Annotated in this window: 15 protein-coding genes; 7 read left to right on the top strand and 8 right to left on the bottom strand. The window is 63.6% G+C overall.

Translation table 11 applies throughout. The features are described 5' to 3' along the window. Positions 1-77: 77 nt before the first annotated feature. The 4 genes from ACFSUD_RS11385 to ACFSUD_RS11370 form a co-directional block, all read right to left on the bottom strand. Complete coding sequence (locus ACFSUD_RS11385) at positions 78-521, bottom strand: MaoC family dehydratase (protein WP_386374488.1); 444 nt, start codon at positions 519-521, stop codon at positions 78-80. Between the two features lie 87 nt (positions 522-608). Continuing rightward, positions 609-1,481 carry a TIGR01459 family HAD-type hydrolase gene (locus tag ACFSUD_RS11380; protein ID WP_386374486.1) on the bottom strand — a complete coding sequence of 291 codons (873 nt, stop codon included), beginning with the start codon at positions 1,479-1,481 and terminating at the stop codon, positions 609-611. Positions 1,482-1,608: 127 nt separating this feature from the next. Then, positions 1,609-2,529: a manganese-dependent inorganic pyrophosphatase gene (locus ACFSUD_RS11375; protein ID WP_386374484.1), complete on the bottom strand. Its 921-nt coding sequence runs from the start codon at positions 2,527-2,529 to the stop codon at positions 1,609-1,611. A gap of 108 nt (positions 2,530-2,637) precedes the next feature. Further along, positions 2,638-2,991 carry an MmcQ/YjbR family DNA-binding protein gene (locus tag ACFSUD_RS11370; RefSeq protein ID WP_386374482.1) on the bottom strand — a complete coding sequence of 118 codons (354 nt, stop codon included), beginning with the start codon at positions 2,989-2,991 and terminating at the stop codon, positions 2,638-2,640. Positions 2,992-3,043: 52 nt separating this feature from the next. Between ACFSUD_RS11370 and ACFSUD_RS11365 the strand changes: the two genes are divergently transcribed. The 4 genes from ACFSUD_RS11365 (at position 3,044) to ACFSUD_RS11350 (ending at position 6,962) form a co-directional block, all read left to right on the top strand. Beyond that, the gene (locus ACFSUD_RS11365; RefSeq protein WP_386374480.1) at positions 3,044-3,724 is read left to right on the top strand and encodes a DUF2161 domain-containing phosphodiesterase; all 681 of its coding nucleotides are present in this window, start codon (positions 3,044-3,046) and stop codon (positions 3,722-3,724) included. 189 nt (positions 3,725-3,913) lie between these two features. Continuing rightward, the gene (locus ACFSUD_RS11360) at positions 3,914-4,201 is read left to right on the top strand and encodes a co-chaperone GroES (RefSeq protein ID WP_067920348.1); all 288 of its coding nucleotides are present in this window, start codon (positions 3,914-3,916) and stop codon (positions 4,199-4,201) included. Between the two features lie 92 nt (positions 4,202-4,293). Then, positions 4,294-5,937: a chaperonin GroEL gene (gene groL / locus ACFSUD_RS11355; protein ID WP_386374477.1), complete on the top strand. Its 1,644-nt coding sequence runs from the start codon at positions 4,294-4,296 to the stop codon at positions 5,935-5,937. A gap of 176 nt (positions 5,938-6,113) precedes the next feature. Beyond that, positions 6,114-6,962, top strand: coding sequence for a DMT family transporter (locus tag ACFSUD_RS11350; protein ID WP_386374475.1), 849 nt, complete (start codon positions 6,114-6,116; stop codon positions 6,960-6,962). On the opposite strand, the gene ACFSUD_RS11345 is transcribed toward ACFSUD_RS11350, so the two are convergent. Beyond that, positions 6,928-7,386 carry an NUDIX domain-containing protein gene (locus tag ACFSUD_RS11345; protein ID WP_386374473.1) on the bottom strand — a complete coding sequence of 153 codons (459 nt, stop codon included), beginning with the start codon at positions 7,384-7,386 and terminating at the stop codon, positions 6,928-6,930. The two genes, ACFSUD_RS11350 and ACFSUD_RS11345, sit on opposite strands and share 35 nt — an antisense overlap. 97 nt (positions 7,387-7,483) lie before the next feature. On the opposite strand from ACFSUD_RS11345, the gene ACFSUD_RS11340 reads away from it, so the two are divergent. Next, a complete protein-coding gene (locus ACFSUD_RS11340; RefSeq protein WP_386374717.1) occupies positions 7,484-8,278 on the top strand; it encodes an esterase/lipase family protein in 795 nt (264 codons plus the stop codon). After that, the gene (locus ACFSUD_RS11335; protein ID WP_386374471.1) at positions 8,265-9,407 is read left to right on the top strand and encodes an alpha-D-ribose 1-methylphosphonate 5-triphosphate diphosphatase; all 1,143 of its coding nucleotides are present in this window, start codon (positions 8,265-8,267) and stop codon (positions 9,405-9,407) included. The genes ACFSUD_RS11340 and ACFSUD_RS11335 overlap by 14 nt, the downstream gene beginning before the upstream one ends. A gap of 17 nt (positions 9,408-9,424) precedes the next feature. Here the strand turns inward: ACFSUD_RS11335 and ACFSUD_RS11330 are convergent, their stop codons facing one another. The 3 genes from ACFSUD_RS11330 to ACFSUD_RS11320 form a co-directional block, all read right to left on the bottom strand. Continuing rightward, on the bottom strand, positions 9,425-10,492 hold the full coding sequence (locus ACFSUD_RS11330) for a 5-(carboxyamino)imidazole ribonucleotide synthase (RefSeq protein ID WP_386374469.1): 1,068 nt from the start codon (positions 10,490-10,492) through the stop codon (positions 9,425-9,427). Continuing rightward, a complete protein-coding gene (purE, locus tag ACFSUD_RS11325) occupies positions 10,485-10,973 on the bottom strand; it encodes a 5-(carboxyamino)imidazole ribonucleotide mutase (protein ID WP_386374468.1) in 489 nt (162 codons plus the stop codon). The genes ACFSUD_RS11330 and purE overlap by 8 nt, the downstream gene beginning before the upstream one ends. A 98-nt stretch (positions 10,974-11,071) precedes the next feature. Beyond that, a complete protein-coding gene (locus tag ACFSUD_RS11320) occupies positions 11,072-11,296 on the bottom strand; it encodes a YdcH family protein (RefSeq protein ID WP_386374466.1) in 225 nt (74 codons plus the stop codon). A gap of 165 nt (positions 11,297-11,461) precedes the next feature. Between ACFSUD_RS11320 and ACFSUD_RS11315 the strand changes: the two genes are divergently transcribed. Continuing rightward, positions 11,462-11,875 (top strand): Hsp20 family protein, encoded by a 414-nt coding sequence (locus ACFSUD_RS11315; RefSeq protein WP_386374464.1) that lies wholly within the window; start codon positions 11,462-11,464, stop codon positions 11,873-11,875. Positions 11,876-11,879: the final 4 nt, after the last annotated feature.

Here is an 11,879-nt window from a genome sequence, read left to right as displayed (position 1 = left end):
GCCTTGCCTAGCGGCGGGCCGCGTCAAGGGCAAGGTGGTGAGCAGGGTCCGACCGGCAAATAATCAGCTGCGCAAACTCAGCCGCGCGCCCGGGACGGCGCCAGGACGCTGGCTTCGCCGACGAGCACTTTCTTTCCGTCCACGGCACAATGACATGCCATCTTCACACGGTTCTTTTCGCGGTCGATCTCGGTGACCATGACTTCGGCATAGACGAGATCGCCCGGGCGTACCGGCGCAAGGAATTTCAGCGACTGGCTGAGATAGACGGTGCCATGGCCGGGCAATTGCTCCCCGATGACCGCGGAGATCAGCCCGGCGGTCAGCATGCCATGGGCAATGCGTCCCTTGAACATGGTCCCGGCGGCATATTCCTCATCAAGATGCACCGGATTGTGGTCGGTCGAGAGACCGGCGAACATCTCGATATCCGCATCGGAGATCACCTTGCTCAGATGACGTTGAACGCCGACCTCAAGGTCTTCGATAAAGAGAGTTCCGCGGGGAAGGTCATCCAACATGTTCACCTCGTCGAGTAATAATGTGCCATCAGATCGCTCATGGTGGCAACTTTATTGCTTTGCGACTGCAGAAAATCAAGGAAAACTTTATCTCAAATAGCCAATTGTGAACCGTGGTGAAGATTTTTCCTTGTGAAGAAAGGCCTTCAGCGCTGCGCAGTCCGGGTCCGAGGCCGTCCCGGTTTCCGCCGCGGCAAGGCCTCCGGAGATGAAAAGCGAATCGATCCGCGCATCGGCGGCCCCCTTGATATCGGTCAGCACCCCGTCACCGATCGCCAGGATCCGGCTGTCGGGCACTTCGGCGCCGAGGGCTTTCAGGCGGCGGCGGGCGAGGTCGTAGATCGGTGCATGGGGTTTTCCGAAATAGAGGCTCTCGCCCCCCATCTCGGTATAAAGTGCCGCGAGGGCCCCGGCGCACCATTCGCGCACCTCGCCGCGATCCACGACGATATCCGGGTTGGCGCAGAGCAGTTTCAGCCGCTGTTCGCGGGCTTGTTCGAATTGCGGACGCAGGATGCCGGGGTCGGCCATCGGGTCGAAGGGGCCGGAGCAGACGATGCCCTGGGCGTCCTGCAGATCAACGCGTTGGATATCGACCGGGTTTTCGAGGATATGCAGGGGTTCAAAGAACTTGGTGTCATGCTCCGTACCGATGAACCAGATCTTTTCGCCGACCACGCCGCGGAACATCGCGGAACGGGCGGAATCGCCCGAGGTGGCGATACTGTCCCAGGCATCTTCCGGCACGCCGAATTGCACCAGCTGCTTTTCCACCCCGGCGCGCGGGCGCGGCGAATTGGTCACCAGGACCACCTTGCCGCCGCGCTCGCGGTAATTCTGCAGAGCCGCGACGGCGCTGGGGAAAGCCTTGACGCCATTATGGACGCAGCCCCAGAGATCGACGAACAGCGCGTCGTAATCCTGGGAAATTTCACTGAGGCTTCGGATGATCTGGGTCATGGGTCTCTCCGGCTGGGACATGATGGCCTTAGACCAAGCGCACCGGATTTGAAAGCTGCCGCCGACCCCGGGGCGGCGATGCGCCCCCGATGAGGAGGGGGCGCATCACAAGCAATTCACAAGCGTATCACATCTTCAGGTTGGGAATGATCTGCTTCTTGCGGCTCATCACCCCCGGCAGCACCACGGTATCGCCAGAGACATCCGCGCCGAAGCTTTGCTCGGCGATATGCTTGACCATGTCGTTGGGCACCAGCAGCGTCGCTTCTTCCTTGAGGATATCGACGATGAACAGCAGTACCTGCGCGGCGCCGTCGGCCTCGGCAACACCGGGCATCGCCGTCATCAGCGCATCCTTGCGCGCCAGCAGCGGCGCGGGAGAGGTGGTTTCCAGAACCGAGACGCGCAGGCCAGTACCGGCAAGGTCGAATTCCTTGCTGTCCATCCGCAGCAGCTCTTCCTCGGAGAAGGCCGAGACATCGGATTTGGCGGCGAACATCGCGGCGGCATATTCGGAGATGTCGACGTCGAGATCCTGCGCCAGCGCCTCGGCGACGGCGCGGTCTTCCTGTGTCGTCGTGGGGCTGCGGAATTCCAGCGTGTCGGACAGGATGCAGGACAAGGCCGCCCCCTTGACGCCGCGCGGCGCCTGCGCCCAGTCATCGCCGATCATCTTGTACATGATCGTCGCGGTGCAGGCGAGCGGCTGGATGTTGATCTCGATCGGGCTGCGGGTCTCGAGCCCGGACACCAGCCGGTGGTGATCGATGATGCCGGTGATGTCGGCGTCGTTGATGTTGTCGGGCAGCTCGGCCGGGTTGTTGGTGTCCACGATCACGACCTGGGTGTCGGCCGCCAGCTCGGTCAGGATTTCCGGCTTTTCAAGGTCCCAATGTTCCAGCACGAAGAGGGCCTCGGTATTGGGCTCGCCGAGCAGCATCGGCTTGGCGACGACCCCCTTTATCTCGTTGAGATACCAGGCCCAGATGATCGGGCTGCCGGTGCTGTCGGTGTCGGGGGACTTGTGGCCGAAGACGAGGGTGCTCATGGATGCTGTCCTGCATGTTGAACGGTTTGATTTGCGCGCCTTATAGGTAAGTCGCGAACCTTTGTCACCCTCTTGCGCTGCAGTGCAGCATAACGCGGGCAAAACGCGTCAGAGACCCAGTTCGGCACGCTTGCGCTTGCTCAGGCGAGCCAGCGCCATGTCATAGGAAGCGCGGATATGCGCCCGCAGGCTGTCGTCGGACAGACCGGGAGTTGCGTAATGCTGCAGCCATTTGAGGCCGCGTGATGCGAGATATGGCGCGGGACGGATGCCGGGGCTGTCACAAAGGATCTCGAAAGCCATGTCGCTGGCCTTGAAGGTCACCTGCGCCATGCCGTCTTCCTCCCGCGCCAGCGCGATGACCTTGCCGCCGATTTTCCAGACATCGGCGCCGCCCCATTGCACCACATGTTCGGCGCCCGGCAGGTTGCGGCAGAAATCGTTGAATGTCTCGAGATCCATGGCGTGAGGGTAGGGGATTGGCGCTGCCTTGCAAATGGGGCAGGTTGCGCCGATGGACCCCGCGCGCGAAACCGACCTTTATGCCCCGATCAAGGCCTTCCTCGAAGATCAGGGCTATGTGGTGAAATCCGAGGTCGGAGCCGCCGATGTCGTGGCGCTGCGCGGCGGCGAACCGCCGGTCGTGGTCGAGCTGAAGCTGGGATTCAGCCTGGCGCTGTTTCATCAGGGTGTCGCGCGCCTGGCGCTCTGCGATACCGTTTATCTCGCCGTGGCCCGTGCGCCCGGCAAACGGTTCGCCCGGGCGCTCAGGGACAATATCAGACTCGCGCGGCGGCTCGGCCTGGGGCTGTTGACCGTGCGGCTTTCGGATGCGCTGGTCGAAGTGCATTGCGACCCCGGCCCCTATGCCCCGCGCAAATCGCCGCGGCGCCAGGGCCAGCTCCTGCGCGAGTTCGCCCGCCGACAGGGAGACCCGAATGAAGGCGGTCAGACCCGTGCGGGGCTGATCACCGCCTATCGGCAGGACGCTTTGAAACTGGCGCTGTTTCTGTACGAGGTCGGGGCCAGCAAGGGGGCTGATGTGGCCCGTGAAACCGGTGTCGCCGCCGCCACGCGGGTGATGCGCGAGAACCACTACGGCTGGTTTGAAAGACTGGGCAAAGGTGTTTATGGTCTGACCGCTGACGGCGCCGGGGCAGTGGCGACGACCGGCCGGAATCTCGGCTGCGACTGAGCGATCTCTCGGGCAGTTGGACTGGCCGGAGATTTCCGGCAAAAATTTATACACGAAATCGTTGACTCAAAAGATTTCCGTGCCTAGCTATGCGCCATTAGCACTCGAACCCGATGAGTGCTAATGACCGGACCGCAGAGGCGGGCCGGTTGGAATAAGAGTAACTTTGAGCCTTAAGGAGCTGCAAAGATGGCATTGAAACCGCTTCATGACCGCGTGCTCGTGCGCCGCACGGAAAGCGAAGAAAAGACCAAGGGTGGTCTGATCATCCCCGATTCCGCCAAGGAAAAGCCCTCTGAAGGTGAAGTCGTTGCCTGCGGCGACGGCGCGCGCAAGGACAGCGGCGAGCTGATCGAGATGGCTGTGAAGCCCGGCGACAAGATCCTGTTCGGCAAATGGTCGGGCACCGAGGTCACGCTGGACGGCGAAGAACTGCTGATGATGAAAGAAAGCGACATCATGGGGATCATCTCCTGAACGCAGGGGATGGCGGGACCAGCTCCCGCCCTTTGAGCGGTGGGTTTCACCCGCCCTACGACGCTTCAATTCAAGAAACATGGAGAAGATAAATGGCTGCTAAGGACGTCAAATTTGACACCGATGCCCGCAACAAGATGCTCAAGGGTGTGAACATCCTGGCCGATGCGGTAAAAGTCACGCTGGGCCCCAAGGGCCGCAACGTGGTTCTGGACAAATCTTTCGGCGCACCGCGCATCACCAAGGACGGCGTGTCCGTGGCGAAAGAGATCGAGCTTGAGGACAAGTTCGAGAACATGGGCGCCCAGATGGTCAAGGAAGTCGCTTCCCGGACCAATGACGAAGCCGGGGACGGTACCACGACAGCGACCGTGCTGGCCCAGGCCATCGTCAAGGAAGGCATGAAATCGGTTGCAGCGGGCATGAACCCGATGGACCTCAAGCGCGGCATCGATCTGGCGACCGTGAAAGTCGTCGAGGCGATCAAGGCGGCTGCCCGTGACGTTTCGGACTCTGCCGAAGTCGCACAGGTCGGCACCATCTCCGCCAATGGCGAAGCCGAGATCGGCCGCCAGATCGCGGATGCGATGCAGAAAGTCGGCAACGAAGGCGTGATCACCGTCGAAGAGAACAAAGGTCTGGAAACCGAGACCGATGTCGTCGAAGGCATGCAGTTCGACCGTGGCTACCTGTCGCCCTATTTCGTCACCAACCCCGACAAGATGACCGTCGAGCTGGAAGACGCGATCGTCCTGCTGCACGAGAAGAAGCTCTCGTCGCTGCAGCCGATGGTGCCGCTGCTCGAGCAGGTGATCCAGTCCCAGAAGCCGCTGCTGATCATCGCCGAAGACGTCGAGGGCGAAGCCCTGGCGACCCTCGTCGTGAACAAGCTGCGCGGTGGTCTGAAGATCGCGGCCGTGAAGGCTCCGGGCTTTGGTGACCGTCGCAAGGCCATGCTGCAGGACCTTGCGATCCTGACCGGCGGCCAGGTGATCTCCGAAGACCTCGGCATGAAGCTCGAGTCGGTGACCATGGACATGCTGGGTTCGGCCAAGAAAGTGTCGATCACCAAGGACGAGACCACTGTCGTTGACGGCGCTGGCGAGAAGGCCGAGATCGAGGCACGTGTTGCCCAGATCCGCAACCAGATCGAAGAGACCACCTCCGACTACGACCGTGAGAAACTGCAGGAACGCGTTGCCAAGCTGGCAGGCGGTGTTGCCGTGATCCGCGTCGGCGGCATGACCGAAGTCGAAGTGAAAGAGCGCAAGGACCGCGTTGATGACGCCCTGAACGCGACCCGTGCGGCCGTGCAGGAAGGCATCGTCGTCGGTGGCGGCGTGGCTCTGGTTCAGGCGGCCAAGAAGCTCGAAAATCTCACCGGTGACAACAGCGACCAGAACGTCGGTATCTCCATCGTCCGCAAGGCGCTGGAAGCTCCGCTGCGCCAGATTGCCGAGAACGCCGGTGTGGACGGTTCCGTCGTGGCGGGCAAGATCCGCGAAAGCGACGACCTGAAGTTCGGCTTCAACGCGCAGACCGAAGAATATGGCGACATGTTTGCCTTCGGCGTCATCGACCCGGCGAAAGTCGTGCGTACCGCGCTGCAGGACGCCGCGTCGATCGCAGGTCTGCTGATCACCACCGAAGCGATGGTCGCGGATCGTCCGCAGAAGGACGGCGGATCTGCAGGTGGCGGCATGCCCGACATGGGCGGCATGGGTGGCATGATGTAATCACATTCGCGCCAGCGAATGTGGTTTCCCCCGAAGGCCTGTACATGGCCATCGCGGGGAGGGCCGACCAAGAGCAGATTGAACGGAAGGGCGCGCCATCTGACGCGCCCTTTCTCGTTGCGGGAACGGGCCGGACTGGACTTGGCGTGGGCGGATCGAAGCGCTAGGCGTTGCAGATGCGCCTTGCCCTGCTGACCGCCCTTGCCATGATCGCCTTCGCCGCCAATTCGGTGCTGACCCGGTTGGCCATCGACGGCACCCATATGGACCCGGTGAGCTTCGCGCTCGTCCGGGTAGCGTCCGGTGCGGCCATGCTGGGGTTCCTCATCGCGTTGCGGGGCGGCGCGCTGCCGCTGCTGCGGCGCAGGCGCTGGCCCGGGGCTGTCAGTCTGGCGCTCTACATGATCGGGTTCTCGCTGGCCTATCTGACCCTCGATGCGGGGCTTGGTGCGCTGATCCTATTCGGAGTTGTGCAGATCAGCATGTTCATGCACGGCTATTGGCGCGGCGCGGCGCCGACCCTGCGCCAGATCAGCGGCGCAGGGATCGCCTTTGCCGGGCTCATGCTGGCGCTTTGGCCCGGGCCAGGCGGGCAGGCCGACCCGTTGGGGGCCGGACTGATGGTCCTCGCCGGGCTCGGCTGGGCGGCTTATACGATCATCGGGCGCGGCTCGGTCGATCCGTTGGCGGCCACTGCGGCAAATTTCCTGCTTTGTCTGCCGCTCGTTGCGGTGCTGCTACCGGGCGCGGCTCTGGCAGTCACCGCGCCGGGGCTTCTGCTGGCGGTCATGAGCGGCGGGCTCACCTCGGGTCTCGGATATGCGCTCTGGTATGCGGTGTTGCCCCGGCTCGATCAGGGCATTGCCGCGATCGTGCAGCTCAGCGTACCGCTGCTTGCCATCCTTGGCGGGGCGGTGTTGCTGGGGGAGAAGGTCAGCCTGTTGGTCCTGCTTGCCGCGGTGCTGGTATTGGGCGGAATCGGTTGGGCGCTCAGCGCAGGATCTCCTCGAGCGGATCGTAGCTGAGCCCTTCTCCGGGTTGTCCGAAGGCCACCGCTCCCAGAGAGTCGGGCTTGTGCTGCAGCCCGGCCAGCTCGGCCTCGCTGACCCAGTGCCACTGGCTGACGATCGCCTCGCGGTCCTGCCAGTCCGGGTCGATCCGCGCGGAGCCGTTGAGCCGACAACGGAAATAGATATCGACCTGATGGAAACCGCTCTGCGGGTCATGGAACTCGTTGACCAGACAGGGCGCTCCGACGCTGATGTCGAGCCCGGTTTCCTCATGGACTTCGCGGCGCAGGTTGTCGGGAAGCGAGGCGCCGGGTTCAACCCCGCCGCCGGGGGCGCAGAGCAGCGCGCTCTGACCGGCGGGATAGGCGTTGACCAGCAACAGCCGCGCCTCATTTATGATGACGGCTCTCACGGCCAGTCGAGGAGATTTCGGACGCATGACGGAACTTTCACTTGGACAATCGCGGCCAAGCATTTCACAGCGCCGCAAATCAGTCTATCTAGCGGGCATGAGATTGATCGCGCGTATAACGGCCTTGCTGCTGCTTTCCCTTGGCGGGACGGCGGCCGCAGTGGCGGGACAGGGCAAGGGCTGCGTCGTGCTGCTGCATGGGCTGGCGCGGACCGAGACGTCCTTCGCGCTGATGGAAGCGGCATTGCGCGCCGAGGGCTATCGCGTGCAGCGACCGGGTTATCCCTCCACCGAGGCGCCGGTGGCGGCGCTGACGCGTCAGACAGTCCCGGAGGCGGTGGCAGCCTGCGGTACGGAGAAAGTCGATTTCGTGACCCATTCGATGGGCGGCATCATGGTGCGGCAATGGGCGGCGGAGAACGGCTCGGCGCGGATCGGCCGGGTGGTGATGCTGAGCCCGCCCAATCACGGCAGCGAGGTGGTGGACGAATTGAGCGATCTGGCCGCTTTCGACTGGATGAACGGCCCCGCGGGCGCCGAGATGGGCACCGGCCCCGATGCGCTGCCCGAACAGCTCCCGCCTGTCGATTTCGAGCTCGGGGTGATTGCCGGGTCGCAATCGCTGAATCCCTATTTCTCCTCGCTTCTGCCGGGACGCGATGACGGCAAGGTTTCCGTGGCCTCGACCAAAGTTACCGGGATGAAGGACCACCTCGTGCTGCCTGTCACCCACACTTTCATGATGAACAACCCGCGAGTCATCGCGCAGACGATGGAATTCCTCGAACACGGAAAATTCGATCGTAGCATGAACTGGGTCGATGCGGTGCTCGAGGCGTTGCAATGCGAGAAGGGCGGCTGTCTGCCGGGCGTGACACCAACAGAGACCGCTCCGGAGTCCGAAAATGGCCGACCTTGAGCTGACCGGCGCCGAGGTGCTTGGCCCCGAGGGGCTGCACCGCGACGGCCTGTCGTTCCGCGACGGGGTGATCGTCGCGGCGAACGGCGGGCGGCGCGTCGATCTTTCCGGCTACCTGGTCCTGCCGGGGATCGTCGATCTGCATGGCGACGGTTTCGAGCGCCATCTCGCGCCCCGGCGCGGGGCGATGAAACAGCTCGACGAGGGGCTGGTCGCCGCCGAAGCGGAGCTGGCGGCCAATGGCATCACCACGGCGGTTCTGGCGCAGTTCATCAGCTGGGAAGGAGGGCTGCGCGGGTTCGATTTCGCGGCACAGGTCTTCGAGGCGATCCGCGATACCGCGCCGGGACTCGTCACCGACCTGCGCGCGCAGCTGCGGTTCGAGACCCATCTGCTCGATTTTTATAACGAACTGCCCGCGCTGCTGCGCGAGTGGCATGTCTCCTATGTGGTGTTTAACGATCACCTGCCCCATGAACGCCTCGCTGCCGGTCGGCAGCCGCGACGGTTGGTAGGGCAGGCATTGAAGGCCGGGCGCAGCCCCGAGGCGCATTATGCGTTGATGCAGGCGCTGCACGCCCAGAATGGCGAAGTGCCCGGCGCGCTGAAACGGCTCTGCATGGAACTGAAGGCCGCCGGGATCCGCATGGGCAGCCATGACGATCACAGCGCTGCCGCGCGCGCCGACTGGCGCACCCGCGGTGTCGATGTCGCGGAATTTCCCGAAACCATGGCCGCGGCCGAAGCCGCCCATGCGGCCGGGGACGCGGTGATCATGGGCGCGCCCAACGTCGTGCGCGGCGGTTCGCATAACGGCAATCTTTCGGCGCTGGACCTGATCTCGATGGGCATGTGCGATGCGCTTGCCTCGGACTACCATTATCCGTCGCCGCGCCGTGCGGCGTTGATGCTGGTGGCGTCCGGTGTGCTCGACCTTCCGGCCGCCTGGCGGCTGGTCTCGGCCGGACCGGCGGCGGTACTGGGCCTGCACGACAGGGGCGAGCTCACCCCCGGCCAGCGCGCCGATCTGGTGGTGCTCGATGCCGAGACGAAACGCGTCGCCGCCACCTTCGTCGCCGGTCGGACCTCATACCTGTCCGGGGCCATCGCCAGCCGCTTCATCGGCTGACACCGCCGCAAATCGGTTCAGCGCTTGACCCGGTTCACATGTCCCATCTTGCGACCCGGCTTCACCTCGGCCTTGCCATAGAGATGGATCGCGGTATCCGCCTCGCGCGCCAGCGCCGGAACCCTGTCCATGTCATCGCCAATCAGGTTTTCCATTACCACATCGGTACGGCGCGTGCCGTCGCCGAGGGGCCAGCCCGTCACGGCGCGGATATGCTGCTCGAACTGATCGACGGTACAGCCGTTCTGGGTCCAGTGACCGGAATTATGGACGCGGGGCGCGATCTCGTTGACGATCAGTCCGCCGGAGGTCACGAAAAGCTCCACGCCCATGACGCCGATATAATCGAGCGCGTTGAGGATCTTCGCCGCCAGCAGCACCGCATCCATGCGCTGTCCGGCGCTGAGCGTGGCGGGCACCGTGGTGGTATGCAGGATCCCGTCCCGATGCACGTTCTCGCCGGGGTCGAAACAGGCGACATCGCCCGCGGCATTGCGCGCCGCGATCACCGATACTTCGTGGGAGAAATCGACGAAACCTTCGAGAATGGCCGGGGCGCCCGCCATGTCCCTGAGCGCACGCTCGGCATCCTCAGGACCTTGCAGGCGCGACTGACCCTTGCCGTCATAGCCGAAACGCCGGGTCTTGAGGATCGCCGGGGTGCCGATCCGCACCAGCGCCGCATCCAAAGCGGCACGGTCGGGAATGTCGGCAAACGGTGCGACATTGAGCCCGAGCTCCTGCAGAAAGGTCTTCTCGGTGAGCCGGTCCTGTGAAATGCGCAGCGCCTCGCGGCCGGGGTGGATCGGCACGATGGCCTCGATCACGTCAAGCGCGGCGGTCGGGATGTTTTCGAATTCGTAGGTCACCACATCGACAGACTGCGCGAAACGGGTCAGTGCCGCGGTGTCCTCATAGCTGGCGGTGGTGAGCGCGTGAGCGGTATCGGCAGCAGGCGGGTTGGCACCGGGTTCGAAGATATGGCTGCGAAAGCCGAGCCGCGCCGCGGCCACGGCAAGCATCCGGCCCAATTGGCCGCCGCCGAGAATGCCGATCGTGGCGCCGGGAATTAGCGGGTCAGTCATTGCTGGGCTCCTCTGGGATGGAGGCGCTGAGCGCGGCGCGCCACTCGTCGAGCCGCCGGGCCAGCGCCGGGTCCTGCAGAGCCAGGATACCGGCGGCCATGAGCGCCGCATTGGCCGCTCCGGCAGCGCCGATCGCCATGGTCGCGACGGGATAGCCGCGCGGCATCTGCAGGATCGAATAGAGTGAATCGATACCCGACAGCGCCTTGGTCTGGATCGGCACGCCGATCACCGGCACCCGCGTCTTGGAGGCCATCATGCCGGGCAGATGCGCCGCGCCGCCGGCCCCGGCGATGATCACCTGCAGCCCCCGGTCGGCAGCGGTCCTGCCATATTCCCAGAGCCGGTCCGGCGTGCGATGTGCCGAAACGATCCGCGTTTCATATCCGATGCCGAGTTCTTCCAGCAGGCTGGCCGCTTCGCGCATGGTGGGCCAATCGGACTGGGAGCCCATGATGATACCGACGGGTGGGGTGGTCATGCAGCCATGCCTTTGCTTCTGGGTCAGACGGATCGGAGCGCGCACTATAGCCAATGCGATCCGGCACGCAATGCATCCGCGCACCGCGGATGGCGCTCTCAGGCAATGATATCGGGGGTCAGGCGGTCCTCGATCTGCGCGATCAGGTCCTTCAGCCGCAGCTTGCGCCGTTTCAGCCGCTGCAGGGTCAGCTGATCGGCGGTGCCCTTCTCCGACAGCGCATGGATCGAATCGTCGAGATCGCGATGTTCGCGCTTGAAAACCTCGAGCTCGACCCGCAGCACTTCGTCATTTTTCATCGACAGATCGGAAGGGGCGTTCATGTGTCGGGTGATTCCGTAACCTCAGGAAATCACAATATAGGCGCAAGTGCCGCACAGGCATAGCCCTTGCGCAAAAGCCTTTGCCCTCCCATATTTACCCCAGACGGCTGCCGCATTCGGGGCCGGAAACAGAGACTGTCGCTTGACCTGATAAGGACGTGTCGCATGACGAAAATGACGCTTGGATCGTATCCCCATATGCTGGGATTCGAACAATTGGAGCGGGTGCTGGAACGCACCGCCAAGGCGGGGAACGAAGGCTATCCGCCGTTCAATATCGAACAGACTTCGGATTACAGCTATCGCATCACACTGGCGGTGGCGGGATTCTCGGAACAAAACCTGTCCATCACGGTTGAGGACAGACAGCTGGTCATCCGCGGCCGCCACAGCGAGGACAGCGGGGAACGCGTCTTCCTGCATCGCGGCATAGCTGCCCGGCAGTTCCTGCGTTCCTTCGTGCTGGCCGACGGGGTCGAGGTGGGTGAGGCTTTGATGGAAAACGGTCTGCTGCACGTGGACCTGACCCGCGCCAAACCGGAAACGGTCGTTCAGACGATCAAGATCAAGAAAGGGTAGAAAG

The organism is Sulfitobacter aestuarii, assembly GCF_042685005.1.
Taxonomy (GTDB): Bacteria; Pseudomonadota; Alphaproteobacteria; order Rhodobacterales; family Rhodobacteraceae; genus Sulfitobacter; species Sulfitobacter aestuarii.
The sequence above is the reverse complement of the archived record's forward strand: the minus strand, read 5'-3'. Positions and strand labels throughout refer to the sequence as shown.

Bases quoted from the DNA above. Each gene is read 5' to 3' on its own strand.
- ACFSUD_RS11385 (WP_386374488.1), bottom strand. From the start codon at position 521: ATGTTGGATGACCTTCCCCGCGGAACTCTCTTTATCGAAGACCTTGAG.
- ACFSUD_RS11380 (WP_386374486.1), bottom strand. From the start codon at position 1,481: ATGACCCAGATCATCCGAAGCCTCAGTGAAATTTCCCAGGATTACGAC.
- ACFSUD_RS11375 (WP_386374484.1), bottom strand. From the start codon at position 2,529: ATGAGCACCCTCGTCTTCGGCCACAAGTCCCCCGACACCGACAGCACC.
- ACFSUD_RS11370 (WP_386374482.1), bottom strand. From the start codon at position 2,991: ATGGATCTCGAGACATTCAACGATTTCTGCCGCAACCTGCCGGGCGCC.
- ACFSUD_RS11365 (WP_386374480.1), top strand. From the start codon at position 3,044: ATGGACCCCGCGCGCGAAACCGACCTTTATGCCCCGATCAAGGCCTTC.
- ACFSUD_RS11360 (WP_067920348.1), top strand. From the start codon at position 3,914: ATGGCATTGAAACCGCTTCATGACCGCGTGCTCGTGCGCCGCACGGAA.
- groL (WP_386374477.1), top strand. From the start codon at position 4,294: ATGGCTGCTAAGGACGTCAAATTTGACACCGATGCCCGCAACAAGATG.
- ACFSUD_RS11350 (WP_386374475.1), top strand. From the start codon at position 6,114: ATGCGCCTTGCCCTGCTGACCGCCCTTGCCATGATCGCCTTCGCCGCC.
- ACFSUD_RS11345 (WP_386374473.1), bottom strand. From the start codon at position 7,386: ATGCGTCCGAAATCTCCTCGACTGGCCGTGAGAGCCGTCATCATAAAT.
- ACFSUD_RS11335 (WP_386374471.1), top strand. From the start codon at position 8,265: ATGGCCGACCTTGAGCTGACCGGCGCCGAGGTGCTTGGCCCCGAGGGG.
- ACFSUD_RS11330 (WP_386374469.1), bottom strand. From the start codon at position 10,492: ATGACTGACCCGCTAATTCCCGGCGCCACGATCGGCATTCTCGGCGGC.
- purE (WP_386374468.1), bottom strand. From the start codon at position 10,973: ATGACCACCCCACCCGTCGGTATCATCATGGGCTCCCAGTCCGATTGG.
- ACFSUD_RS11320 (WP_386374466.1), bottom strand. From the start codon at position 11,296: ATGAACGCCCCTTCCGATCTGTCGATGAAAAATGACGAAGTGCTGCGG.
- ACFSUD_RS11315 (WP_386374464.1), top strand. From the start codon at position 11,462: ATGACGAAAATGACGCTTGGATCGTATCCCCATATGCTGGGATTCGAA.